General features: G+C 73.5%; 21 protein-coding genes and 1 pseudogene. 14 read left to right on the top strand and 8 right to left on the bottom strand.

The window, feature by feature from the left end; translation table 11 throughout:
• Positions 1 to 2: 2 nt before the first annotated feature.
• Complete coding sequence (locus AB0D67_RS16050) at positions 3 to 743, bottom strand: TetR/AcrR family transcriptional regulator (RefSeq protein WP_362935073.1); 741 nt, start codon at positions 741 to 743, stop codon at positions 3 to 5.
• A 110-nt stretch (positions 744 to 853) separates the two neighbouring features.
• On the bottom strand, positions 854 to 1,483 hold the full coding sequence (locus AB0D67_RS16055) for a TetR/AcrR family transcriptional regulator (protein WP_362935075.1): 630 nt from the start codon (positions 1,481 to 1,483) through the stop codon (positions 854 to 856).
• An 87-nt stretch (positions 1,484 to 1,570) separates the two neighbouring features.
• Between AB0D67_RS16055 and AB0D67_RS16060 the strand changes: the two genes are divergently transcribed.
• The 4 genes from AB0D67_RS16060 (at position 1,571) to AB0D67_RS16075 (ending at position 5,205) form a co-directional block, all read left to right on the top strand.
• Entirely contained in the window at positions 1,571 to 2,452 is an 882-nt protein-coding gene (locus tag AB0D67_RS16060; RefSeq protein ID WP_362935078.1) for an NAD(P)-binding domain-containing protein, read from the top strand.
• Between the two features lie 86 nt (positions 2,453 to 2,538).
• A complete protein-coding gene (locus AB0D67_RS16065) occupies positions 2,539 to 3,519 on the top strand; it encodes a polyprenyl synthetase family protein (RefSeq protein ID WP_362935081.1) in 981 nt (326 codons plus the stop codon).
• Positions 3,520 to 3,663: 144 nt separating this feature from the next.
• Positions 3,664 to 4,245, top strand: coding sequence for a TetR family transcriptional regulator C-terminal domain-containing protein (locus tag AB0D67_RS16070; protein WP_362935084.1), 582 nt, complete (start codon positions 3,664 to 3,666; stop codon positions 4,243 to 4,245).
• A gap of 63 nt (positions 4,246 to 4,308) precedes the next feature.
• A complete protein-coding gene (locus AB0D67_RS16075; RefSeq protein WP_362935086.1) occupies positions 4,309 to 5,205 on the top strand; it encodes a haloalkane dehalogenase in 897 nt (298 codons plus the stop codon).
• A 98-nt stretch (positions 5,206 to 5,303) separates the two neighbouring features.
• On the opposite strand, the gene AB0D67_RS16080 is transcribed toward AB0D67_RS16075, so the two are convergent.
• The 4 genes from AB0D67_RS16080 to AB0D67_RS16095 form a co-directional block, all read right to left on the bottom strand.
• Positions 5,304 to 6,506, bottom strand: coding sequence for a cytochrome P450 (locus AB0D67_RS16080; RefSeq protein ID WP_362935089.1), 1,203 nt, complete (start codon positions 6,504 to 6,506; stop codon positions 5,304 to 5,306).
• Positions 6,507 to 6,663: 157 nt separating this feature from the next.
• Positions 6,664 to 7,782 carry an Lrp/AsnC family transcriptional regulator gene (locus AB0D67_RS16085; RefSeq protein WP_362935092.1) on the bottom strand — a complete coding sequence of 373 codons (1,119 nt, stop codon included), beginning with the start codon at positions 7,780 to 7,782 and terminating at the stop codon, positions 6,664 to 6,666.
• A gap of 198 nt (positions 7,783 to 7,980) precedes the next feature.
• Positions 7,981 to 9,138, bottom strand: a complete 1,158-nt coding sequence (locus tag AB0D67_RS16090; RefSeq protein ID WP_362935095.1) for a steroid 3-ketoacyl-CoA thiolase — start codon at positions 9,136 to 9,138, stop codon at positions 7,981 to 7,983.
• Between the two features lie 189 nt (positions 9,139 to 9,327).
• Positions 9,328 to 9,867: a TetR family transcriptional regulator gene (locus AB0D67_RS16095; protein WP_362935243.1), complete on the bottom strand. Its 540-nt coding sequence runs from the start codon at positions 9,865 to 9,867 to the stop codon at positions 9,328 to 9,330.
• Positions 9,868 to 10,275: 408 nt separating this feature from the next.
• Between AB0D67_RS16095 and AB0D67_RS16100 the strand changes: the two genes are divergently transcribed.
• The 5 genes from AB0D67_RS16100 to AB0D67_RS16120 all read left to right on the top strand — a co-directional run bounded on the left by AB0D67_RS16100 (position 10,276) and on the right by AB0D67_RS16120 (position 15,343).
• Positions 10,276 to 11,361 (top strand): acyl-CoA dehydrogenase family protein, encoded by a 1,086-nt coding sequence (locus AB0D67_RS16100; protein WP_362935098.1) that lies wholly within the window; start codon positions 10,276 to 10,278, stop codon positions 11,359 to 11,361.
• A complete protein-coding gene (locus tag AB0D67_RS16105; RefSeq protein ID WP_362935101.1) occupies positions 11,361 to 12,515 on the top strand; it encodes an acyl-CoA dehydrogenase family protein in 1,155 nt (384 codons plus the stop codon). Before AB0D67_RS16100 ends, AB0D67_RS16105 begins: the two co-directional genes overlap by 1 nt.
• Positions 12,512 to 13,606, top strand: coding sequence for a bifunctional MaoC family dehydratase N-terminal/OB-fold nucleic acid binding domain-containing protein (locus tag AB0D67_RS16110; RefSeq protein ID WP_362935104.1), 1,095 nt, complete (start codon positions 12,512 to 12,514; stop codon positions 13,604 to 13,606). The genes AB0D67_RS16105 and AB0D67_RS16110 overlap by 4 nt, the downstream gene beginning before the upstream one ends.
• Complete coding sequence (locus AB0D67_RS16115) at positions 13,606 to 14,016, top strand: MaoC/PaaZ C-terminal domain-containing protein (protein WP_362935107.1); 411 nt, start codon at positions 13,606 to 13,608, stop codon at positions 14,014 to 14,016. Before AB0D67_RS16110 ends, AB0D67_RS16115 begins: the two co-directional genes overlap by 1 nt.
• Before the next feature lie 154 nt (positions 14,017 to 14,170).
• Positions 14,171 to 15,343, top strand: coding sequence for a lipid-transfer protein (locus AB0D67_RS16120; protein ID WP_362935110.1), 1,173 nt, complete (start codon positions 14,171 to 14,173; stop codon positions 15,341 to 15,343).
• A 39-nt stretch (positions 15,344 to 15,382) separates the two neighbouring features.
• Here AB0D67_RS16120 and AB0D67_RS16125 read toward each other — a convergent pair whose 3' ends face one another.
• Complete coding sequence (locus AB0D67_RS16125) at positions 15,383 to 17,539, bottom strand: hypothetical protein (protein ID WP_362935113.1); 2,157 nt, start codon at positions 17,537 to 17,539, stop codon at positions 15,383 to 15,385.
• A 330-nt stretch (positions 17,540 to 17,869) separates the two neighbouring features.
• On the opposite strand from AB0D67_RS16125, the pseudogene AB0D67_RS16130 reads away from it, so the two are divergent.
• The 5 genes and pseudogenes from AB0D67_RS16130 to AB0D67_RS16150 form a co-directional block, all read left to right on the top strand.
• Positions 17,870 to 18,943 (top strand): annotated as a pseudogene (locus AB0D67_RS16130) (ATP-binding cassette domain-containing protein); the annotation flags it as partial.
• A gap of 208 nt (positions 18,944 to 19,151) precedes the next feature.
• Entirely contained in the window at positions 19,152 to 19,826 is a 675-nt protein-coding gene (locus AB0D67_RS16135; RefSeq protein WP_362935116.1) for an ABC transporter permease subunit, read from the top strand.
• Positions 19,823 to 20,494, top strand: coding sequence for an ABC transporter permease subunit (locus AB0D67_RS16140; protein ID WP_362935119.1), 672 nt, complete (start codon positions 19,823 to 19,825; stop codon positions 20,492 to 20,494). The genes AB0D67_RS16135 and AB0D67_RS16140 overlap by 4 nt, the downstream gene beginning before the upstream one ends.
• A gap of 37 nt (positions 20,495 to 20,531) precedes the next feature.
• Complete coding sequence (locus tag AB0D67_RS16145) at positions 20,532 to 21,464, top strand: ABC transporter substrate-binding protein (RefSeq protein WP_362935122.1); 933 nt, start codon at positions 20,532 to 20,534, stop codon at positions 21,462 to 21,464.
• Positions 21,465 to 21,630: 166 nt separating this feature from the next.
• Positions 21,631 to 22,125 carry a flavin reductase family protein gene (locus tag AB0D67_RS16150; RefSeq protein ID WP_362935125.1) on the top strand — a complete coding sequence of 165 codons (495 nt, stop codon included), beginning with the start codon at positions 21,631 to 21,633 and terminating at the stop codon, positions 22,123 to 22,125.
• A gap of 99 nt (positions 22,126 to 22,224) precedes the next feature.
• Here the strand turns inward: AB0D67_RS16150 and sppA are convergent, their stop codons facing one another.
• Positions 22,225 to 23,925, bottom strand: coding sequence for a signal peptide peptidase SppA (gene sppA, locus AB0D67_RS16155; RefSeq protein WP_362935128.1), 1,701 nt, complete (start codon positions 23,923 to 23,925; stop codon positions 22,225 to 22,227).
• Positions 23,926 to 23,932: the final 7 nt, after the last annotated feature.

Genomic DNA, 23,932 nt, shown 5'->3' on the forward strand with positions numbered 1-23,932 from the left:
CGTCATCCTTCGTCGTCGGAAGGCCCGCCGGGCGGTCTCCCGGGGGCGTGTGAGAACGCTCCGGACGGCCTCCCGGGAGCGCGCCGGGCGTCTCCGGCGTCTCCGGGCGGCCTCCCCGGGGCGTACGTCAGGACCGCCTCGCCGAGCAGCCCCTCGATCGCGTCGAGGAGGGTCAGCGCGGCCTCGGCGGTGACGCCGGGATCCTCCCCGGCCGCCGCACGCCGGCCGATCTCCCGGAGGACCTGTTCGTGAACCCAGCCGAGCTGGGAGGCGACGAGACCCGGCAGCGGGTCGTCCGGCGCGGCGCCCGTCTCCTCGGCCAGCACGGTGGCGAGCGCCGCGACCATCCGCCCGGCCAGTTCCTCCAACCGGGCGACGAGGGTCGGGGCGGCGCGCGTCATCTCCAGGAAGCGCCCGAAGCCGTGGGCCAGGCCGACCCTGCGGTTCCCGCGGCGCAGCTCGGCGCGGAGGACGGACAGCATCGCCCGCGCGGCCGGCTCACCCGGCGGGCGGTCCCGCACCATCTCGACCAGCCGCTCCGCGGACGCCTCCTCGGGCGGGAAGACGAGGTCCTCCTTGGCCTGGAAGTGGTTGTAGACGGTGTTGACCGACACCTCGGCCGCCTCGGCCACCTCGGCGATCGTGACGCGGTCGAAGCCCCGCTCCACGAACAGCGTGATGGCCACCTCGGAGATGTGCAGTTTCGTCCGGCGCTTCTTGCGCTCCCTCAGTCCCTCGGCCACGAGGTGGAACGTATTGCAAAATTGGAGTCCACTGCAAATTATTTCCCGGTCCGCCTGCGGCCTCGCGACCGACGTCCGGCGCCGGCCGGCCCGGTGCGGCCGCCGTCCGGTCAGGAGCGTGCGGCGCCCGGCCGGTGGAGGTCGATCAGCCGGGCCAGGTGCCGGCCGGCGGCGTGCAGCGGCCGGTCGTCCCGGGAGACCTGGGCGGCCAGCTCGGCGCCCTCCAGCGTGCTGATCACGGTGTGCGCCAGGTCGTGGGCGTCGTCCTCGGCCAGGCCCGCGAGGCGGAGCCGGTCGAAGACCAGCCGCCGCCAGTGGGCGAACGCCTCGGCGGCGGCCCGCTGCACGTCGGGCATCCGGCCCGCCGTACCCAGGGCGGTGGCCGTGACCGGGCAGCCGTCCACCCAGTCGGAGGCGCGCAGGCCCTCGGCGAGCCTGCGGGTGCAGGCGACGACGGCCTCGGCCGGGTCGTCCTCGCCGTCGAGGGTCTCCCGCAGCTCGTCGGCGAACTCCTTCTCGCCGTGCCGGATCGCGGCGACGGCCAGCTCCTGCTTGCCGCCCGGGAAGAAGTGGTAGACCGAGCCGAGCGTGGCTTCGGCCTCCTGGGAGATCTGCTTGATCCCGGTGCCGTCGTAGCCCTGCCGCTGCATCAGCCGTGAGGCGGTACGGACGATCCGGTCGCGGGTGCCGAGAGCGCCGTGCGGGTCGGCCGCCCCGCGCTGTCGTGCGCTGGTCTTCATCCGGCGATTCTACCGAATAGAGCGTTCGTTTTAGAGGTGTGCTACGGTCCTCTCTGAATAGAACGTTCGTTTTAGAAGGGAGGCGCGATGAGCGTGCGGAAGGTGGCGGTCATCGGGCTCGGGCCGATGGGCCGGGCGATGGCGCGGGCGTTCCTCGGCCGGGGCTACGAGGTCACCGTGTGGAACCGGACCCCGGAGAAGGCCGGCGAGCTGGTGGCCGGGGGCGCGATCCTGGCCGGCACGGTCGGCGACGCGCTGGCCGCGGGCGAGGTGGCGGTCCTCAGCCTGACGGACTACGACGCGATGTACGCGATCCTCGAACCGGCCGCGGCGCACCTGGACGGCAAGGTGATCGTCAACCTGAGCTCCGACACCCCGGACCGCTCACGGAAGGGGGCGGAGTGGCTGGCCGCCCACGGCGCCCGGCAGCTGACCGGTGGCGTGCAGGTGCCGCCGTCCGGCATCGGGGACCCGGCCTCCTCCACCTTCTACAGCGGCCCCCGGGAGGTGTTCGAACGGCACCGCCCGACCCTGGAGGTGCTGACCGGCGCCGACTACCGGGGAGAGGATCCCGGGCTGGCGGCGCTGTACTACCAGCTCCAGATGGACATCTTCTGGACCTCGATGCTCAGCTGGCTGCACGCGCTCGCGACGGCCGACGCCAACGGCATCACGGCGGCGGAGTTCCTGCCGTACGCCGCGCGGACCGCGGCGTCGGTCCCGGGGTTCATGGAGTTCTACACGCCGCGGATCGACGCCGGAGAACACCCCGGTGATGTGGACCGGCTGGCCATGGGGGTGGCCAGCGTCGAGCACGTCACGCACACCGTCCACGCGGCCGGCGTCGACGTCGCGCTGCCGGGCGCCGTCCTGGAGATCTTCCGGCGGGGCGTGGCGGCCGGGCACGCCGACTCCAGCTTCACCAGCCTGTTCGAGGTGATGCGGAAGCTTCCGGAGCGCGCGGGCTGAGAGGGGTCTCAGCGGCGCTCAGCGTCGCCTCAGCGACCATCCGGCACCGTGGAGGCGGTCGATGAGGTGAGCCATGAGGAGGCGCCATGCCCGTCCACGCCGTGCGGCCGGAGGAGATCCTCGCCGTCCCCGCCGTCTCCGCGGGGCTGGCGCGGGTGGAGAAGCGCATCCGGCGGCTGAGCGCCTCCTCGCGGCTGCCGCTCGTCAACCGGGCGGCCGGGCACATCACCGGAGCGGGCGGCAAGCGCCTGCGCGCCGCGCTGACGCTGGCGACCGCGCTCGCCCTGGGCGGGCGGATCGACGGCCGGACGGTCACCGCGGCGGCCTGCGTCGAGCTGGTCCACGCCGGGTCGCTGGTCCACGACGACCTCATGGACGGCGCCGCGCAGCGCCGCGGGGTGCGGACCCTCAACGCCGAACTCGGCGACGCCCGGGCGCTGGTCGTCGGCGACTTCATGCTCGCCCGTGCCTGGCTCGCCGCACTGACCTCGGCTTCCAAACACGTGGCCGGGACGCTCGCCGCGGTGGTCGTCGAGCTCGCCGAGGGGCAGTTCCAGGAGACGGCCGACCTGTTCGACCCCGGGCGCACCCCCGAGGCGGCCCTGCGGTCCATCACCGGCAAGACCGCCTCCCTGTTCCGGGCGAGCTGCGCGGTGGCCCACCCGGACGGGTGGACCATGGCGGCGTACGGCGAGCGGTTCGGCGTCCTCTTCCAGGTCCTGGACGACCTGCTGGACCTGGCCTCCACCGCCGACCGGCTGGGCAAGCCGGTCGGCAACGACCTGCGGCAGGGCGTCTACACCCTGCCGCTGCTGCTGGCGCTCCGGCACGACCGCGGGGAGCTGCGGTCCTTCCTCGGCAGGCGGCTGACGGAGGAGGAGATCACGCTCCTGCTCGCCCGCCTGCGCGAGGGCCGCATGGTCGCCGACACGCTGGAGTACTGCCGGGGCCTGGCGGCGGACGCCCTGGCCGCGCTGCCCGCCGTCGCCGACCCGGAGGTCGCCGCCGCCCTGTACGCATTGCCCGGCGCCTACGTCGACCGGACGGAGTCCCTGCTGGCGCGGTGAAGGGGGCCGGGACCGGCGGAGCGGGACGGTCCGCCCGGCCGGGCGCCGTCCGGCCGCACGCCGCACGCCGCACGCCGGCCGGGCCCGGAGCGTCCATGCGGCACCGGGTTGACACGATTAATACGGTCGTACATATTGGACGCCATGGCCAGGACATCCAACAAAGAGCAGATCCTGCGCGAAGGGCTGGAGACCGTGCGCAGGCGCGGGTTCACCACATCCGGCGTGCGCGACATCACGGCGGCGGCCGGAGTGCCGCAGGGATCCTTCACCAACCACTTCGCGTCCAAGGAGGCGTTCGGGCTGGAGATCCTCGACCGGTACTTCGCGGATGTCGGCGTGCTCGTCGAGACCACCCTGCGCGACGGCGACCTGCCGCCGCTGACGAGGCTGCGCGCGTACTTCGACGCCATCACCGCCCGGTTCGAGGAGCGCGGCTGGCGTGACGGATGCCTGATCGGCAACCTGAGCCTGGAGTCGGCCGAGCACAGCGAGGCGCTGCGCACACGACTGTCGGAGATCTTCTCCGAATGGCGGCGGCCGTTCGCCGACTGCCTGGAGGAGGCCGCCGCGGCCGGGCAGATCCGTCTCGACCTGCCCGCGCTCGACCTGGCCGACTTCCTGCTCGCCTCGTGGCAGGGCGCGATCCTGCGGATGAAGGTCGAACGCGGTGCCGAGCCGCTCGAACGTTTCAAGCGGATCGTGTTCTCGTCGGTGCTGCGCTGACGTCCGTTCTCCCCCGGTCTCCCCTGAAGTCTTCTCCCGTCTCCCCTCGAAGGGCCGTTCGTCATGACCTCCGCACCCGCCGGGATCCGCCCGGAGATCCCCGCCGCCGACCCCCACCCGCGCCGCCGTGTCAGCGTGGCCGGGACCGAGATGAGCTACGTCGACGTCGGGGAGGGCGCACCGATCGTCTTCCTGCACGGCAACCCGACGTCGTCCTATCTGTGGCGCAACGTCATCCCGCACGTCGAGGACCAGGGCCGCTGCCTGGCGCCCGACCTGGTGGGCATGGGGGACTCGGGCCCCGCGCCGGACGGGCGGTACCGGTTCGCCGACCACGTCCGCCACCTCGACGCCTGGTTCGACGCGCTCGGCCTGGACGCGGACGTCACCCTGGTGCTGCACGACTGGGGTTCCGCGCTGGGCTTCCACTGGGCCGAGCGGCACCGGGAGAGGGTGCGGGCGATCGCTTACATGGAGGCCATCGTCCAGCCCAGGCTCTGGAGCGACTTCCCGGAGGGCCGCGACGCGCTGTTCCGGGCGATGCGGTCGGCGCACGGTGAGCGCCTCGTCCTGGAGGAGAACTTCTTCGTGGAGACGGTCCTGCCCAAAAGCGTGCTGCGCCCTCTGGGAGAAGAGGAGATGGCGGCCTACCGGGCGCCGTTCCCGACCCCGGACTCGCGCGTCCCGACGCTGATGTTCCCCCGGGAACTGCCGATCGAGGGAACACCCGAGGACGTCGCGGAGATCGTCGAGTCGTACGGCGCCTGGCTGTCCACGAGCCGGGTGCCCAAGCTGCTCGTGTCGGCGCGGCCCGGCGCGCTGCTGGTGGGAAGGGCGCTGGAGTTCGCCCGCACCTGGCCCGCGCAGCGCGAGGTCACCGTGGCGGGCAGCCACTATGTGCAGGAGGACTCACCGCACGAGATCGGCGCCGCCCTGGCCGACTTCCTGAGGAGCCTCTGAGCGGGAGGCGGGAGGCGGGAGGCGGGGCGACCCCGCACCGCTCGCCCGCCCGGAGCCCGTGTCGCGGCCGGCCGGCCTCCCCGGCCGGCCGCGGGGGTTCAGGAGACGGTGACCGGGAGGTCCTTGATGCCGTTGATGAAGTTGGAGCGGAGCCGCCGGGCCGGGCCAGCCTGGGCGAGGTTCGGCAGCCGCTCGGCCAGCACCTCGAAGAGCACCCGCAGCTCCAGCTTGGCCAGGTGGTTGCCGAGGCAGAAGTGGGCGCCGCCGCCGCCGAAGCCGATGTGGGGGTTGGGGGTGCGGCCGATGTCGAACGTCCCCGGGTCGGCGAAGACGTCCTCGTCGCGGTTGGCGGAGGTGTAGAACACCACGACCTTGTCGCCCTCCCTGACCTCCTGCTCGCCGATCACCGTGTCGGCGGTCGCCGTACGGCGGAAGAGGTTGACCGGGGAGACCCAGCGGACGATCTCGTCGGCGGCGGTGCCGGCCAGCGAGGGGTCGGCGACCAGGCGCCGCCACTGCTCGGGATGCTCGAAGAGCGCCAGCATGCCGCCGGAGGCGGCGTTGCGGGTCGTCTCGTTGCCCGCCACCACCAGCAGCAGCACGAACAGGTCGAACTCGTTCTCGTCGAGGACCTCGCCGTCGTCGTCGGGGCGCAGGAGCCTGGTGATGATGTCGTCGCGGGGATCCTCGCGACGCTCGGCCGCGAGCCGGTTGGCGTAGGCGTAGACCTCCGCGGCGGCGTCGCGTCCCTCGGCGGGGTCGGCCGCGTAGTCGGGGTCCTCCGCGCCGATCATCTGGTTGGACCAGCTGAAGAGCTTGTCGCGGTCCTCGACGGGGGCGCCGAGCAGTTCGCAGATCACGTACAGCGGCAGCGGGGCGGCGATGTCCCGGACGAAGTCGACCGAGGGGCGGCCCTTGGCCTCGTCCACGAGGGCGTGGCAGATGTCGCGGATGTGCTGCTCCAGGGCGCCGATGACGCGCGGGGTGAAGCCCCGGTTGACCAGTGAACGGCGCCGGGTGTGCTCCGGCGGGTCCTGGTTGAGCATCATCAACCGCTGGAACTCGCGCTGCTCCTCCGGCATCTCGTCGAAGAGCGCGAGCTTCCTGCTGGAGGAGAACAGGTCGGGGCGGCGGGAGACCTGCACGACGTCGGCGTGCCTGGTTACCGCCCAGAAGTCGGGCCAGCCGGGGTCGCCGCCTCCGTGCCGGTGGACCGGGTCGTTGGCCCGCAGCCAGGCGAACTGGTCGTGGGGCGCGCCCTCGCGCGCGTAGAGATCCTGGTCGACGAGGTTGATGTCCATGGCCCTCCCCGGGGGAATCGCCCGCGCGTCCTCGCGGGGCGTCGTGCTGACGACGTGCTGACGACGTGCGCCACGCCGCGGGTGACGGGCGTGCCCGCCCGTCCCGCCGACCTAACCGATCAAGCGCTTGGTGGGGCGCCTGCTGTAACGCGTTCTATTATGTACCGCTGGGCGAGTCAAGGAGCGGCCTCCGCGTCTCCCTCCGGCGTTCCTCCGCGTCCTCCACCGGTTTCCGTGCCTCCTCCCGGCGTTCCTCCGCGTTCCCTCCCGGGGCTCCGCCGTACGTCCCGATCGGGCCGACCCAGCGCTCCACCCGGCCGTCGCGTTTGATCATGAAGCCGCGCTTGAGCGGCCGGAGCACCACCGTGGTCTCGATCGCCCGCATGCCGGGCAGGCCGCCGATGCCCCGCAGGAACTCGTACAGCTCGGGCCGGCCCGGCACGACCACGTGCGCCACGAGCTGGTGGTCGCCGGCCACCGCCACCAGGTATCGCACCTGCGGGAGAGCCGCCAGCGCGTGCCCGGCCGCCTCCACCTCGCACTCGGCCACCCGCAGCCAGAGCACGGCCTCGACCGGCAGTCCCAGGTAGGGGGGCTCGATCTCGGCGCGGATGCGCAGGATCCCCCGGCGCAGCAGGGAGTCCAGGCGACGGCGGGCCGTGGACTCGCTGATCCCGGCGGCGGACGCGACCTCCGCGTGGGTGGCGCGGCCGTCGGTGACGACCGCCGCGATGATCCGCGCGTCCTCGGCCGGCGGCGCCTCGCGCGGGCGCTGCAGGCGGCCCGGCAGCGGGGCCCACTGCTCGCGCAGCCCCTCCACCTCCTGCGGGGTCAGCACGTCGAGGTGCCACTCCTGGGGGGTCTTGAAGTAACGCAGCGCCGGATAGGCGACGCTCTCCACCACCCCGTCGATCGACGGGATGCCCCGGAACAGCAGGTCGATCATGGCGTCGTCGGCCACGGACAGCTCGGCCGTGCAGTCCACCGAACCCGACACCAGCGCGACGAACCGGGTCTCGGGCAGTTCGGCGAGCGCCTCGCCCGCGTCGATCACCGTCCCGGGACGGCAGCGCAGCCGCAGCACCGACGACCCGAGCCGCCGGTCGTCGACCAGCCCGATCACCGAGAGCACACCCGAGTCGATCAGCCGGGTCGCCCTCCTGGCGACGTTGCGCGTGGGCTCGCCCAGCACGCGCCCGATGCGGTCCCAGGTGGCCCGCCCGTTCACCTGCAGGGCGGCGACCACCCGCAGATCGGCTTCACCGAGTGGCTGCATGGCGTCATCCTCATGAGGGGAACGGGTCGCCGCAAGCGTACGGCTTCGTGATCACCCCCGGCGGGGGAACGCGGACAGAACCCACGGGCCCGCGGACGGTCGCCGGACCGTACGGCCCGGCCCCGCACCGCCCCGTGTCCCCGCCCGCCCCCGCCCGTCCGCGGGCGCGGCGCGTTTCCGGGGACGGCCGCGGGCGTGTCACGACCGTTCCAGGACGGTCGCGGTGGACAGCGCGCCGCCCGCGCACATCGTCACCAGCGCGGTCGAGGAGTCCGACCGCTCCAGCTCGTGCAGGGCGGTGACGACCAGGCGGGCGCCGGTCGCGCCGACCGGGTGGCCGAGCGCGATGGCTCCGCCGCAGACGTTGACCCGGTCCATGTCCGGCCGGTGCACCGACGCCCAGGACAGGACGACCGACGCGAACGCCTCGTTCACCTCGAACAGGTCGACGTCCTCCATCCGCATGCCCGCCGCGGACAGCACCCTGGCGGTCGCCTCCACCGGCCCGTCCAGGTGGTAGTACGGCTCCGCGCCGACGAGCGCCTGGGCGCGGATCCGGGCGCGGGGGCGCAGGCCGTACCGGGCGGCGGCCTCCTCGCTCATCAGCAGCACCGCCGCCGCGCCGTCGGAGATCTGCGAGGAGGTCCCGGCGGTGTGCAGTCCGCCCTCTCCCATCACCGGCCGCAGCCGCGCCAGCCCCTCGGCGGTGGTCTCGCGGAGCCCCTGGTCGGCGGTGACGACGCGGCTCTCGCCGGTGGGCCGTCCGTCCTCGCCGAGGACCGGGGCCGTCACCGGGACGATCTCCCGGCCGAAGCGGCCCTCGGCCCACGCGCGGGCGGCCAGGCGCTGGGACCGGACGCCGAAGGCGTCGAGCCGCTCGCGGGTCAGCCCGCGCCGCCGCGCGATCCGCTCGGCGGCGGTGAACTGGTCGGGTATGTCGATGGCCCAGTCCTCGGGCCGGGGGTCGGCCGGGAGCACGTTGCTGCCCAGCGGGGCCCGGCTCATCACCTCGACGCCGCAGGCCACCCCGACCTCGACGACGCCCGCCTCGATGAGGGCGGCGACCAGGTGCACGGCCTGCTGCGAGGAGCCGCACTGCGCGTCGACCGTGGTCACACCCGTCCCGTACGGCAGGCCGGCGTAGAGCCAGGCGTACCGGCCCACGTGCCCGCCCTGCTCGCCCGCCTGGGTGACGCACCCGGCGAAGACCTGGTCCACGGCCGCCGGGTCGATCCCGGATCTGCCGATCACGCCGTTCAGCGCGGCGGCGAGCAGCGCCTGCGGTTTCAGGCCCGCGAGCAGGCCGCCGCGCCTGCCGATCGGGGTTCTGACGGCTTCGACGATCACCGCGCCCATCCGGCCTCCCATCCCGACCGCGCCCGCCCTGTGACTGTAACTCGTTCTAGTTTCGGGCGGAAGGCGGAGGAGGGAAGGGCCGGGTCGAGGTCTCCGGCGGGAGAGGGCGTCCCGAGGGGGCTCCCCGGGGGCATGGCGGGAGCGCCGGCGAAGGGTCGCCCGGGGGCCCTCCGGGAGGCGGACGAGAGGTCAGAAGCCGGCGAGCAGCCGGTCGGCCGCGATCTCGACGCGGCGCTGCGCCTGCTCGTGCGTACGGCGACCGCGGAGCATCTCCAGCAGCTCCTGCACCCAGACGCTGGACAGGGAGCCGGCCAGGATGGCCTGCTCCTCCGTGGCGGTCTCCGTCGTCAGCCGGTCTCCCGGGCGGTCCCCGGCGGCGCGCAGCAGCAGGCCGGTCATCCGGTCGCCGAACGGGGTGTCGACCTCGGCCATGATCAGTGAGCGGATGAGCGCGTCGGCCAGCTCGGGCTCGCGCATGAGGCCGCGGGTGGCGCGCATCAGCACGTCGACGGCCCGGCCCGCGGGAGTGGCCGCACTTGGAGGACGGCGCTCGATGCTGCCTTCGAGCAGGTCGAACTCCTCGCTGACCACCGCGACGACCAGGTCCATCTTCGATGGGAAGTAGCGGTAGAGGGTGCCGAGGGCGACCCCGGCACGCTCGGCGACCGTGCGCATCTGCATGGCCTCGACGCCGCCGCGGGAGGCGAGCGCGGCGGCCGCCTGGATGATGCGCTTGCGGCGCTGGTGCTGGCTCCTGGAGCGGACGCCGCCGGACGCCGCGGGCTCACCCTGCGCTCCCCGCGCCCCCGGGGCGCCCTTGGTCGCGCCCGAGGCGCCTTTGGCAGCGGCCGGGCGGGGGGATCCGGGGGCCGGAGCGTGCGGGGCGCGGGCGGCCGCGGATGCTCCGATGGTCGTACGCGGGACACGCATGAGAACACGTTATCTGATCTCCGCTCGTCCCAGTGGGTTACCCACCGGTTACGAGAGCCATCGGTCCTTCCACTGAAGACGCCCGTCCGCCGCACGTCGCCGTGCGTTCCCGTCGGCCGCCCCTGGACGGGGATTGAAATCTGTTCTAGTTTCCGGATCGGTTGGCTTGAGCGTTTCATCCCCTGGAGCGAGCCCCTTGGAGCGCCCGTGGACTTCACCCTTGACGAGACACAGAGTGAGTTGCGCACCCTCGCCGGGGGCCTCCTCGGCCGGGAGGCCGCCACCGAACGGATCGAGGCCCACGAGGCGGGCGGCGCGCCGTACGACGCGGGGCTCTGGCGCTCCCTCGCCCAGGCCGGGCTGCTGGGCGCATGCCTTCCCGAGGAGGCGGGCGGCGCGGGGCTCGGACCGGTGGAGGCGGCCGTCCTGCTGCGGGAGGCCGGGGCGCACGTGGCCCCCGCGCCGCTCCTGGCGAGCCTGGTCGCCGGGCTGGCCGTCGCCCGGCACGGCTCCCCGGAGCAGCGCGCGGCGCTGGCCCCCCTGGCCGAGGGGAGGGCGGTGCTGACAGCCGCGCTGCGCGGCCCCGGCCGCGACCTCGGTGCCGCCCCCGTCGTGACCGCCCGCCCCGGCCGCGACGGGTGGCTGCTGACCGGGCGGGCCGGAACCGTCCCCTACGCCGCCCAGGCGTCGGCGATCCTCATCCCCGCGGCCACCGCGGACGGCGTCGGCCTGTTCCTCGTCGCCCCCGGGACGGCGACCCTGCGGCCGGTGCGCGTCTCCACCGGCGAGCCCGCCGCCACCCTCGCCCTCCACGACTCCCCGGGCGAGCCCGTGGGCGGGCCGGACGGCCGGGCCGCCGCGGACCTGCGCCTGCTGGCGCTCGCCGGGATCGTCGCCGTCGCCTCCGGCGTGCTGGCCGGGGCGCTCGCGCTGACCACCGAGCACATCAGGAACCGCAGGCAGTTCGGCCGCGCGCTGGCCGAGTTCCAGGCGGTCACCGTACAGATCGCCGACGTCTACATCGCCGCCCGCACCCTCGACGTCGCCATGTGGTCCGGGGTGTGGCGGCTGGCCGAGGGCATGGACGCCGAGGCCGACGCGGACCTGTCCGTCGCGGCCCTCACCGTCACGGACGCGGCGCTCGCCGCGCTGCACACCTGCCAGCACCTGCACGGCGGGATCGGCCTGGACGTGGCCTACCCGCTGCACCGCCACTTCGCCTGGGGCAAGCACCACGCCCACCTGCTGGGCGGCGTGGAGGCCCGGCTCGACGCGATCGGAGCGCTCCTCTGATGATGATCGACCTGACCCCCGAGCAGCGGCGGCTCCGCCACGAGCTGCACGAGTACTTCACCGTCTGCCTGTCCGACGAGGAACGCCGGGAGATCGCCGCCGATCCGTTCGGCCCGGCCTACATGCGGCACTGCCGCAGACTCGGCCGCGACGGCAAGCTCGGCCTGGGCTGGCCGGAGAAGTACGGTGGCGGCGGATACGGCCCGGTGGAGCAGCAGATCTTCGCCAACGAGATCGCCCGCGCCGAGGTGCCCTACCCGATCATCACCGTCCAGACCGTCGGCCCGACCATCATGCGGTACGGCACGGCCGCGCAGAAGGAGTCCTTCCTGCCGCGCATCCTGGCCGGGGAGTGCCACTTCGCCATCGGTTACAGCGAGCCCGAGGCGGGCACCGACCTCGCGGCCCTGCGCACCACCGCGGTCCGCGACGGCGACCACTACGTCGTCAACGGGCAGAAGATCTTCACCTCGGGCGCCCACCACGCCGACCACATCTGGCTGGCCGCCCGCACCGACCCGGCCGCGGCGAAGCACCGGGGCATCACGATGCTGATCGTCGACTGCGCCGACCCGGGCTTCTCGTGGACCCCGATCACCACCATGGACGGCCGCCACCACACCAACTCCACCTACTACACCGACGTGCGGGTGCCGGTGGACATGGTGGTGGGGGAGGAGAACCGGGGCTGGGACCTGATCGTCGAGCAGCTCAACCACGAGCGGGTCACGCTCGGCCCGGCGGGCAACATCGCGCACGTCCACGACCGGTTCCTGCGATGGGCCCGCGCCACCGGGCTGATCGCCGAACCCGCCGTACGGCGCGCGCTGGCCAGGGTGTACGCCTGCCTGCGGACCAACGAGCTGCTGAACTGGCAGGTCGCGGCGGGCATGGATTCGGGCTGGCTGGGCGCCCCCGACGCCTCGGCCACCAAGATCTACGGTTCGGAGCGCATGCAGGAGGTCGGCCGGATCGTCGGGGACGTCCTGGCCCGGTACGGCGATCCGGACGACGAGGAGACGGCCGGCTTCACCGAGCGCCTCGACCGCGGCGTCAAGGGCGCGATCGTGCTGACCTTCGGCGGCGGCGTCAACGAGGTCCAGCGCGAGCTCATCGCCATGCTGGGCCTGAACCTGCCGAGGCCGCCCCGATGACCGCCGCGAACCCTCCCGTCCCGCCTTCCCCCGGGGACCGGCGAGGCCCCGCCGCCCAGGACGCCCGGACGCCCGGCCCCGCCCAGGACGCCCGGACGTCCGGTCAGGACGCGCCGGACCCGGCCGGACGTCCCGCCTGGGCCCCGGACCCGGGCTTCCACGAACGGCTCGTCGCGCTGGCCGGGAAACAGAGGGCGGTCGGCGAGGTGTACGGCGACGCCGCGGCCGACCCGGTCAACCTCCCGCTGATCCGGCACTGGGCCGCCGCCATGGGCGACGCCAACCCCCTCCACACCGACGCGGATGCCGCGGCCGCGGGCGTCCACGGGGAGATCGTGGCGCCCCCGGCGATGATCCAGGTCTGGACCATGCCGGGCCTCGCCGGACCCACCGAGCGGGCGGGCGACCCGATCGGCGACGTGCTCGCGGCGCTGGACGCCGCCGGCTACACCGGGGTGGTCGCGACGAACTGCGAGCAGACCTACGACCGCTACCTGAGGCTCGGCGAGCGGCCGGTCCCGGCCACCCGGCTCACCGGGCTGTCCGGGCCGAAACGGACGGCCCTCGGCGAGGGCTACTTCGTCACCTGGAACGTCACCTGGTACTCGGAGGGCGAACGGGTGGCCGAGATGCTGTTCCGGGTACTGAAATTTCATCCCGAGGAGCGCATAACCACTACCGATACCCGGCAGCCGTACCCGCTGGGACCGGCCGTCGGCGACGACACCGCCTTCTTCTGGGAGGGTGTGGCCCGAGGCGAGTTGCGGATCCAGAGATGCGCCGACTGCGGCGAGCTCCGGCATCCCCCAGGTCCGGTCTGCCCCTCGTGCCGCTCGGCCGGCCGGACGTACGTCGTGGCGAGCGGTGAGGGCGAGGTCTACAGCTACGTGGTGCACCACAGTCCGCCGGTCCCGGGATGGGAGACGCCGTTCGCGGTGGCGGTGGTCCAGCTGCCGGAGGGCGTGCGGATCGTGGGCGCCGTCGTGGACTGCCCTCCCTCGGAAGTGGGTATCGGTATGCCGTTGCGTGTGACGTATCGCCAGAAGGACGACAACCTCATACTGCCCCTCTGGGTCCCCCGGGAGACGTGATGCGGACGCTTACCGAAGACGAGGTCCAGGTCGGAGTGGCGCTCCCCGAGCTCGCGATCGATCTGACCCCCACCACGGTCGTCTCGACGGCACTGGCCACGATGGACTTCACCCCCGTCCACCACGACCCGGCGAGCGCCAGGGCCCAGGGATCGAAGGACGTCTTCCTCAACATCCTGACCACGATGGGCCTCGTCGAGCGCTACGTCACCGACTGGGCGGGCCCAGAGGCGCTGATCCGCGGCATCAACGTCAAACTGGGCGTTCCGGCCTACGCCGGGGACCGGCTGACCTTCACCGGCGCCGTCGTCGGACGGGAGGACGGCGAGTTCACCGTCGAGGTGCGGGGCAGGGTCAGCCTGGGCGACCACGCCTCCGGCACCGTCCGCTTCGCCCTCCCCGACCGCTGATCCGCCCCGAAGACCACACGCACCCCTCCCGGCCGCGTCCTCTCCCGGAGGGCCGGTTTCCGGACCCCGGAGAACCGCGCCCCCGGCATCCCGGACGAACCCTGACATCCCGCAGAACCGCGCCCCTTTGAAGACTTCGAAGAAAGGCCCCACCGTGGTCTCCTTTTCGGGGAGTACGGCCGTCGCCGGCATCGGCGCGACCGAGTTCTCCAAGCAGTCGGGCAGGTCGGAGCTCCGGCTCGCCGCCGAGGCGGTGTTCGCGGCGCTGGACGACGCCGGTCTCGGCCCGTCGGACGTGGACGGCCTGGTCACCTACACCCAGGACGCCAACGACGAGATCGCCGTGGCCCGCGAGGTGGGCATCGGCGACCTGACCTTCTTCTCCCGGGTCCACTACGGCGGCGGCGCGGCGTGCGGCACGGTGATGCACGCGGCGATGGCCGTCGCGACCGGCGCCGCCGAGACCGTCGTCTGCTACCGGGCGTTCAACGAGCGCTCCGGCCGCAGGTACGGCCGGCCCGACCCGGGGCTCGGCGGCGCGCCGTCGTCCCTGGGCCTGGAGATGAGCTGGCACGTGCCGCAGGGTCTGATGACCCCGGCGGCGTGGGTCGCCATGTTCGCCCGCCGGTACATGCACGTCCACGGCGCGACGTCCGAGGACTTCGGCCGGGTGGCCGTCGCCATGCGGCGGCACGCGGCCACCAACCCCGCCGCGTGGTTCCACGGCCGTCCGATCACCCTCGCCGAGCACCAGGCGTCGCGGTGGATCGTCGAGCCGCTGCACCTGCTCGACTGCTGCCAGGAGAGCGACGGCGCGGTGGCGCTCGTGGTCACCTCGGCCGAACGCGCCCGCGACCTGCGGCGGACCCCGGCACTGATCACCGCCGCGGCCCAGGGGTCCGGGGCCGGGCAGATGATGATGACCAGCTACTACCGCGACGACATGACCGGCCTGCCGGAGATGGGGGTGGTCGGCCGCCGCCTGTGGGAGCAGGCGGGGTTCGGGCCCGAGGGGGTGCAGACGGCCATCCTGTACGACCACTTCACGCCGTTCGTGCTCCTCCAGCTGGAGGAGCTGGGGTTCTGCGGGCGGGGCGAGGCGCGCCACCTCGTGGCGGACGGCGGCATCGAGATCGACGGCCGCCTGCCGGTCAACCCGCACGGCGGGCAGCTCGGCGAGGCGTACATCCACGGCATGAACGGCATCTCCGAGGCCGTACGGCAGGTCCGGGGCACCGCGGCCAACCAGGTCGCGGACGTCCGCAACGTCCTGGTCACCGCGGGCACCGGCGTGCCGACCAGCGGGCTGATCCTGTCGGCGGGCTGAGACGCGCACCGCCCGGGGCAGGGCCGCCGCGCCACGGCGTCACGGTGTCAGGGCGGGCATGGCGAGGAAGACGATCATCGCGATCGCCACGCAGATGAGGAAGCCTGCGAGCTCCCAGACCCAGTCGTGGTGACGCTCGGCGTGCCTGCCCGGCCGGCGCCTGGTCCTGCGGTGCGATCGTCCGCCGGTCCGCGCCGTACGGGACGCCCGGGACATCCGGGCGCCCGTCTCCGGGAACTCGGTCCGGACCCCGGTCACGACCGTGGCTCCGACCTCTGCGTTCACAGGGTCCCCGAGCTTCACGGGGTCCCCGAGGTCCCCGGTGTTCGCCAGCATTTCGGCTCGCCAGGCGGCGACCTCCTGGAAGTCGGTCGTGGCCGCGGCGGCCGTCCGGAGGCCTGGCGTCCCCGTCGTCCGGAGGGCGTGCGTCTCCGTGGCGGCCGTCCGGAGGCCGCTCGTCCCGGCGGCGGCCGTCCCCTCGGGCTCCCGGCCGCTCAGGGGCCGCCCGGTGCCCGCGGCCCGGTCCGTCCCGTGCACGCGGACGGGTCGTTCCGGCGCGGTCCAGTCGACGATCGGCCACTCGTCGTACGGCGCCCGGTCGGGGGCCGGGGACGCCGCGGCGCCGGAGGCGGGCAGGTCGTCCAGCTCGTCGGTCCGCAGCGGCCAGCCGGGCAGCCGCCGCCCGTGCTCCCACTGCGGTCCGGAGTCCTCGCGGCGCTCCTGGTCCACCCGCTGATCGGGGCCCTGCCGCCGTCCGCGGTCCGTGCTCCGCCCGTCGCGGTCGCGTTCCTCACGCGGCGCGGCGGCGACCAGCCTGTCGGTCCGGATCAGGGCCGCCCGCGCCTCGGGGGTGAGGGGCTGGAACAGGTTTCCCACGGAGGGGAACCCGTCCGGTGACGGCGGTGGCGACGACGGCGGCGTCTCGGGCTCGAGCACGTCCCCGGGGACCGGGGCGGGCAGGGGAGCCGGGCCGGGAGCCGAGCCGCGCGGCGAGGGCCGGCGCAGCCTCGCCCGCCGGGCGCGGGGCGACATGTCGTCGAGCGAGGTCAGGACCGAGTCCCTGAGCCGGGGCATGGGCTCGGTGGTGGCCTCGTGCGCGGAGACCGCGTCCGGGTCCGGTGGCGAGAGCGGGTCGGATGCACGGTCCCGCACGGGGGAGCCGGGGGAGCCGGAGAGGTCCGAGGCGCCGGGAGAACCCGCGGAGCCCGTGGAGCTCAGGGAACCCGGAGAGCCCGCGGGGCTCGGGGCGACGGGCGAGCCGTCGCGCGGGCCGCCCGCCGGGCCGCCGGGCAGCGGGAACACGGTGGTGCCGGTCAGCGCGTCGGCCGCGGAGGGCGGGAGCGGCCATACCGGGGGCGCGGGCCACAGCGCCCTGAGCGGGGGACCGGAGGGACGCGAGGCGGAGGCCGTACCCGGCCGGGTCCCCGGCGGAGCGGGAACCGTACCCGGCCGCGTCACCGGCCGGACCCCTGACGGGGCCGAGGCCGTACCCGGCGTGCCCGGCGCGGTGGCGCCCAGCACGGTGGCGCGCAGTCCCGGCGGCGGGACGGCCCAGGGGGCGCGGGCGAGCACGTCGCGGATGGGCGCGGCGTCCAGGGCGCCGAACACCTCGGCCATGTGGTCCGGCACCCTCATCGAGGCCAGGGCCGGGCGCAGTGCCTGGGCGAAGCGCCGGCAGGCGCTGACGGTCAGCTCGTCGGCGGTGTCGGCGGCCACGTCGAGCACCCAGGAGAGCTCGAAGGCGTCCATCTCGCACACGCCGGACAGGTACAGCACCTCGCGCTGGTGGGGCCGCAGGTCGCGCAGGATCCGCCCGACGAAGGACGCCACCAGGTCGGCTCCGACGACCGGCGGCGCGTAGACGACGTCGCGGTGCTGGATCTCGCGGCGGGCCAGCGCGTAGAGGGCGGCACGCGGCGGTCCGGCGTCCTCCGCGGCGGCGTGCGGCCCGGCGGCTTCCGCGGCGGAACTCTCCGCGGGGTACGACGCGGGGGCCTCCGCGGCCACGGTGGCGTGTCGTGGTCCCGCGGCCTCCACGGCGGCGAAGACGGCCGTCAGCGCGCCGGCCGCGGCGCCGGGATCACCGAGCTGGTCGTGGCAGTACGCGAACAGTCCGGCGGCGTGACGGTCGTAGAGCTCGGTGACCTCGGTGACGGGGCCACCGCGCGGGCGCAGACCGAGGAGGGGTTGGGTCACGGGACCGGTTCCTCTGGTGGTTCGGATGGTTCAGGCGGGGCATCTGACGATGAACCCGGACGAGCGGAATACCTGCGGTGCCGGTGTGGCTGTTGATCCATGTGTGTCAGATGAGTCACTCCCCACGATATGGGTAATCATGCCGGGTCGGCGGGCCCAATCGCACTATTGACTGCCCTTTCTCCGGAGGGCTTGCTAGCCTGAGCGGCCCCCTGGTGGGGGCCATGGGAGGGTTGAGTTGGATACATCACCTTTGTCGGTCCCGCGTTAGACCATGGGGCGGTTGTGGGCAGGGGGTCCCACGCCCCGCCGGCGAGCAAAAGGTTACGCATGATCACATTCGACCGTGTCACCAAGCGATATCCAGACGGAACCGTCGCCGTGGACGACCTCAGCCTCGAAGTCCCCACGGGCGGGATAACCGTGTTCGTCGGTCCCTCGGGATGCGGCAAGACGACGTCCCTCCGAATGATCAACAGGATGATCGACCCGAGCGAGGGCCGCATCCTCCTCGACGGTGTGGACGTCACCACCGTCGATCCGCCCACGCTGCGCCGGGGCATCGGCTACGTGATCCAGCAGGCCGGCCTCTTCCCGCACCGGAAGATCGTGGACAACGTCGCGACCGTTCCCCATCTCCTCGGCTGGGACCGGAAGAAGGCCCGGGACCGGGCGATGGAGCTGCTGGAGCGGGTGGGCCTGGAGACCGGGCTCGCGAACCGCTACCCCTTCCAGCTGTCCGGAGGCCAGCAGCAGCGCGTCGGCGTGGCCCGCGCGCTCGCGGCCGACCCGCCGGTGCTGCTGATGGACGAGCCGTTCAGCGCGGTGGACCCGATCGTGCGCGCGAGCCTTCAGGACGAGCTGCTGCGGCTCCAGTCCGAGCTGCACAAGACGATCGTGTTCGTCACCCACGACATCGACGAGGCCGTCAAGCTCGGCGACCGGGTGGCGGTGCTGCAGGTCGGCGGGCGCCTGGCGCAGCTCGACGACCCCGCGACGCTGCTCGCCAGACCCGCCGGCGGTTTCGTCCGGGAGTTCCTCGGCCGTGACCGGGGCATCCGGCGGCTGTCGTTCGTCCCCGGCGAGGGCCTGCGGCTGCGCGACGGCCTGACCGTTCCGGTCTCCGCCGATGTCGCCTCGGCGCGCGGTACGGCGGAGCCCTGGCTGGCCGTGGTCGGCCCGGACGGTGAGCCCCTGGGCTGGGCCGCCACCGCCGACCTGCCGGAGAGCGGGACGTTCGAGGCGGTGCGGCTCGCGCCGTACGGGACGTTCGTCAGGGGCCGCGACTCGCTCCGCGCGGCGCTGGACGCGGCGCTGCTGTCGCCCTCGGGGAACGCGATCGCGGTGGACGACTCCGGGCGGGCCGAGGGCGTGGTCACCCGCGAGGTGCTGGACGAGGCGCTGGTCATGGCGGCCGAGGAGGCTTCCCGCGTGGCGGAGAGGCCCGCCGAACCCGGATCCATCGGACCCGGCGCGGGCACCGGCATGGCCGACGGAGCCGGATCGACCGGGCCCGGTGCGGACACCGGAACGGCCGGCGGAGCCAGGGACGCCGGTGCGGCCGGGGAGACCGGGGAGACCGGGGAGACCGGCGCAGCCCGGGAGGCCGCGGATGGACGGTGAGCCACTGGTCCGCTGGGACTGGATCTGGCGCAACTGGAGCACCGGCCGGGCCGGCAGCATCGACTCCCTGCTCCAGCAGCACGTCGTGATGGCGCTGCTGCCGGTCGTGCTCGGACTCCTCGTCGCGCTGCCGATCGGGCTGGCCTGTGTGCGCTGGCGCTGGCTCTACCAGCCGACGGCCGGTTTCATGAACGTCGTCTACGCGCTGCCGTCCCTGCCGGTCTTCATGCTCCTGCTCCCGGTGACCGGCCTCGGCCCGGCGACCGTGATCATCCCCTTGAGCTTCTACGGCGTGGCCGTGCTGATCCCCGCCGTGGTGGACGGCATCGCCTCGGTCCCCGACCACGTCCGGCAGTCGGCGGTCGCGATGGGCTTCACCCCGCTGCGCCGGCTGCTACGGGTCGAGCTGCCGATCGCCGTCCCGGTGGTGCTGGCGGGCCTGCGCGTGGTCGCGGTCTCCAGCATCAGCCTGGTCAGCGTGGGCGCGCTCATCGGCCAGGGCGGGCTGGGCAACCTGTTCACCGACGCGTTCAAGCGCGACTTCCCCACCCCGGCGGTCGTGGGCATCGTGCTCATCGTGGCGCTGGCCCTGCTGGTGGACGGCCTCCTGCTCGCCGCGCAGCGGCTGCTCACCCCCTGGCAGCGGGCGAGGGGGAACGCGTGAACTGGCTGACCGACTTCTTCGGCGACCCCGCCCACTGGTCGGGGCCCGACGGCATCCCGGCCCGGCTCCTGGAGCACCTGGCGTTCTCCACGGCGGCGCTGGCCCTGGCCGCGCTGATCGCGCTGCCGCTGGGGCTGTGGATCGGCCACACCGGCCGGGGCGCCTATCTCATCGTGGCGACGGTCAACGTCGCCCGCGCGATGCCCACCCTCGGCCTGCTCGTGCTGTTCGTGCTGCTGCTCGGCACCACCACGGTCCTGCCGGTGCTCATCCCGCTGGTGGCGCTGGCGGCGCCGCCCATCCTGGTCAACGCCTACGAGGGCGTCCGGGGCGTGGACCCCGACCTGAGGGACGCCGCGTACGGCATGGGCCTGCGCGGCGGCCAGGTCCTGGGCAGGGTGCTGGTGCCGGTGGCGCTTCCGCTGATCCTGCTCGGGCTGCGGCTCTCGGCCGTCCAGGTGGTGGCGACCACGACCGTGGCGGCCTACGCCGGGCTCGGCGGGCTGGGCCGTTTCATCATCGACGGCCTGGCGACGAAGGACTACGCGAGCGTCGCGGGCGGAGCCGTGCTGGTGGTGCTGTTCGCGCTCGCCGTACAGCTGTTGTTCACGTTGGCACAGCGGATGGCGGTGTCGCCGGGCGTGAGCCGGAGGCAGCGTGTCCGCTAATCTACTAATAACCTCCCGCTTGAAAGGGAAATGCACGATGAAGCGTCTGTTCGGCACCGCGGCGGTCGTCCTGTCCGCGATGCTCTCACTTACCGCGTGCGGCGGGGGAGACCCCCTGACCAGCGCCTCCGCGAGCCCGGCCGCCACCGGATCCGGCTCGGGATCGGGTTCCGGGGCGGGCGGCAAGGCCGTCGTCGGCTCGTTCGACTTCCCCGAGAGCGTCCTGCTCGCCTCCATCTACGCCCAGGCGCTGGAGGCCAAGGGCGTGACGGTCGAGGAGAAGCCCAACATCGGCAGCCGTGAGATCGTCTACGACCAGGTCAAGAGCGGCGGCCTGACCGTGCTGCCCGAGTACAACGGGGCGCTGCTGGCGTTCCTCGACCCGAAGAGCACCGCCGCCTCCAAGGACGAGGTCAACGACGAGCTGAAGTCCAAGCTCCCGGCCGAGGTGGAGATCCTCGACTCGGCCGCCGCCGAGGACAAGGACTCCCTCACGGTCACCAAGGAGAGCGCGACCAAGTACAAGCTCACCACGATCGAGGACCTCGCCAAGGTCTCCAAGGACAACGCCGTCGGCGGCCCGCCCGAGTTCAAGAAGCGGCGCGAGGCCCAGTTCAAGGACGTCTACGGCCTGGAGTTCAAGGAGTGGAAGCCGACCGGCGCGACCACCGCCGACGCCATCAAGAGCGGCACGGTCCTGACCGGCAACGTCTTCACGACCGACCCGAAGATCGTGCTCAACGACCTGGTCGCGCTGGAGGACCCCAAGAACGTCTTCAGCGCCCAGAACGTCACCCCGCTGGTCAACAAGGCGGCCACGAACGACACGGTCCGGACCACGCTGAACGCGATCTCCGCCAAGCTCGACACCCAGTCCCTCGTCGACATGATGAAGCGCGTCGCGGTGGACAAGGACGACGCCGCCGTGGTCGCCAAGGAGTGGCTGACCAAGAACGGCCTCGCCTCCTGACCTGGTCTCCCACCGGACCCGCTCAGGGGTCCGACAGCTCGCGTACGGCCCGCGCCACCCGGTGGCGCGGGCCGCGCCGTGTCCGCGCCCGGGGCGCTTCGCTGTACCGCGTCCCGGGACCGTTCGCGTGGCGGGACCGGTGGCCGGGGTCCGGGATGATGGCGGTATGAGTGAGTTCACCGAGGCCATGGCGGGGGTGGCGACCGCGGTGACGGTGGTCACCGTCAACGACGAACGCGACGACGTGGGCGGAACGGTCGGCACCTTCACGTCCGTCTCGCTCGACCCCGAGCTGGTGATGGTGAGCCTCGCGAACACCGGCTACCTCAACGAGCTGCTGCTGCGCCGCGACCGCTGGGCGGCCAGCGTGCTGTCGGCCGGGCAGAAGGCGATCGCCAGCCGCTTCGCCACCCCGGGCCGCCCCGGCGCGCGGCTGCTGCTCGCCGGGACGCCGCACCACCGGGGCGAGCTGAGTGGGGCGCTCGTCGTGGAGGGCGGCGTGGCCGCGCTGGAGGCCGAGACGACGCACGTCGTCCCGGCCGGCGACCACACGATCTACATCGCCCGGGTGCTCGGGGTGAGCTACGTCGAGGCGTCGCTCACCCCGCTCGTACGGCTCCGCGGCCGCTACCGCCCCGTAGGAGGCCCGGACGCCCGCTGAAGCGCCGGGCGCGCACCACCTGGTCACCCGCTCAGGAGCCGGGCGCGTACACCGCCCCGGCCTCCGCCGCGGTACCGGAGCGCCGGCGGAACCCGGTGGCTAGCGGATCGTCCAGGAGCCGTGGAGCATGAGCGGGCCGTACGACGGCAGGCCCAGCTCGGCGGCGAGGTGGGAGATCGGTCCCCACGACTCCAGCCGGACCCGGGCCACGGCGGCCGCCTTGTCCTCGCTCGACTCCGCCGGGCGCAGCCGCTCCAGCGGGCTCAGCCTGGGGTAGACCCGCACCTGGGCGTCGGCGGCGAGGCCCGCCTTCTTCCGCGCCAGGGCGAGAGCGTCCTCCAGGCCGCCGAGCTCGTCGACGAGCCCGTGCGCGTGGGCGTCCGCACCGGTCCAGACCCGGCCCCTGGCCAGCTCGTGGACGCGCTCGCGCGGCAGGTCCCTGCCGTCGGCGGCCTTGGCCACGAAGTCGTCGTAGACCCGGTCCAGCCAGGTGTTGACCCGTGCCCACTGCTCCTCGGAGAAGGCGTTCGTGGGCGAGAACATCCCGGCGTTGGCGCCCTCGCCGACCGTCTCGGAGGAGATCCCGAGCCTCTCAAGCAGCCCGCCGATGACGGCCTTGCCGCCGAACACGCCGATGGAGCCGGTGAGCGTGCCCGGCTGGGCCACGATCGCGTCGGCGGCCATCGAGACCATGTAGCCGCCGGAGGCCGCGAGGTCGCCCATCGAGACCACGACCGGCTTGCCCGCCTCGCGGGTCAGCACCACCTCGCGCCAGATGGCGTCGGAGGCGACGTAGGAGCCGCCGGGGCTGTCCACCCGGAAGACGACGGCCTTGACGTGGTCGTCGTTGCGCGCCGCGCGCAGAGCGGCGCAGACGGTGTCGGAGCCCATCGCCCCACCGCCGCCCAGCGGGCTGCGGCCGCTGCGGCCGAGCCGTACCGCGCCGTTGCCGTGGACCAGCGCGACGACGTCCTCGCCGGGGCGGGGCAGCTTCTTCGCGAGCGGGCCGCGGGCGTAGCGGGTGACGTAGAGGAGCTGGGAGTCCTCACCGGCGGCCTTCTTGACCTCGGCGTAGACCTCGTCGCGGTAGGCCATCCGGTCCACCAGGCCCGCCTCGACGGCCTCGGCGCCGATGAACGGGCCCCGGTCCACCAGCTCGCGGACCTTGGCGGGCTCGATCCCGCGGCCCTCGGCGACGCCCGCGACGACCTGCTCGGTGATCGACTCGGTGATCCGGCCCATCGACTCGCGGTGCGCCTCGGTCATGTGGTCCTGGGTGAAGGTGTTGGCCGCGGTCTTGTACTCGTGCCGCTGGCCGACCTGGTAGTCCACGCCGAGCTTGCCGAGCGCGCCCTTCAGGAAGCGCTGCTCGATCGCGACGCCGGTGAGGCCCACGTCGCCCGACGGCTGCAGGTAGACCCGCTCGAAGGCGGTGGCCAGATAGTAGGGGACGGTGCCCGCGCCGAACTCGCCGAACGTCTCGGCGAACGCGACCGTCAGCTTGCCCGCCTCGCGCAGCCGGGTCACGGCCTGGCGCAGCTCCTGCACCATCGCCAGTCCCAGCGGGCGGGTGCCGATCTTGACGACCAGGGCCCTGACCCGGGTGTCCGTCCGGGCGCGCTTGAGGCCGGACAGCACGTCGCTCAGCCGCGGCCTGCGCATGGACAGCACCGCGTTCAGCGGGTCGGCCGGGGGGCCGTCGAGCAGGCCCTCGGTGAGGTCGAGTTCCAGGACCAGCGGGGCGGTGCGCCGCTGCCGGAACCGGTCGACGGAATCGATGATCACCTTGGTCGCGTCCATGGCTAAC

The sequence above is a fragment of the Streptosporangium sp. NPDC048047 genome, from assembly GCF_040653115.1.
Classification (GTDB): Bacteria; Actinomycetota; Actinomycetes; order Streptosporangiales; family Streptosporangiaceae; genus Streptosporangium.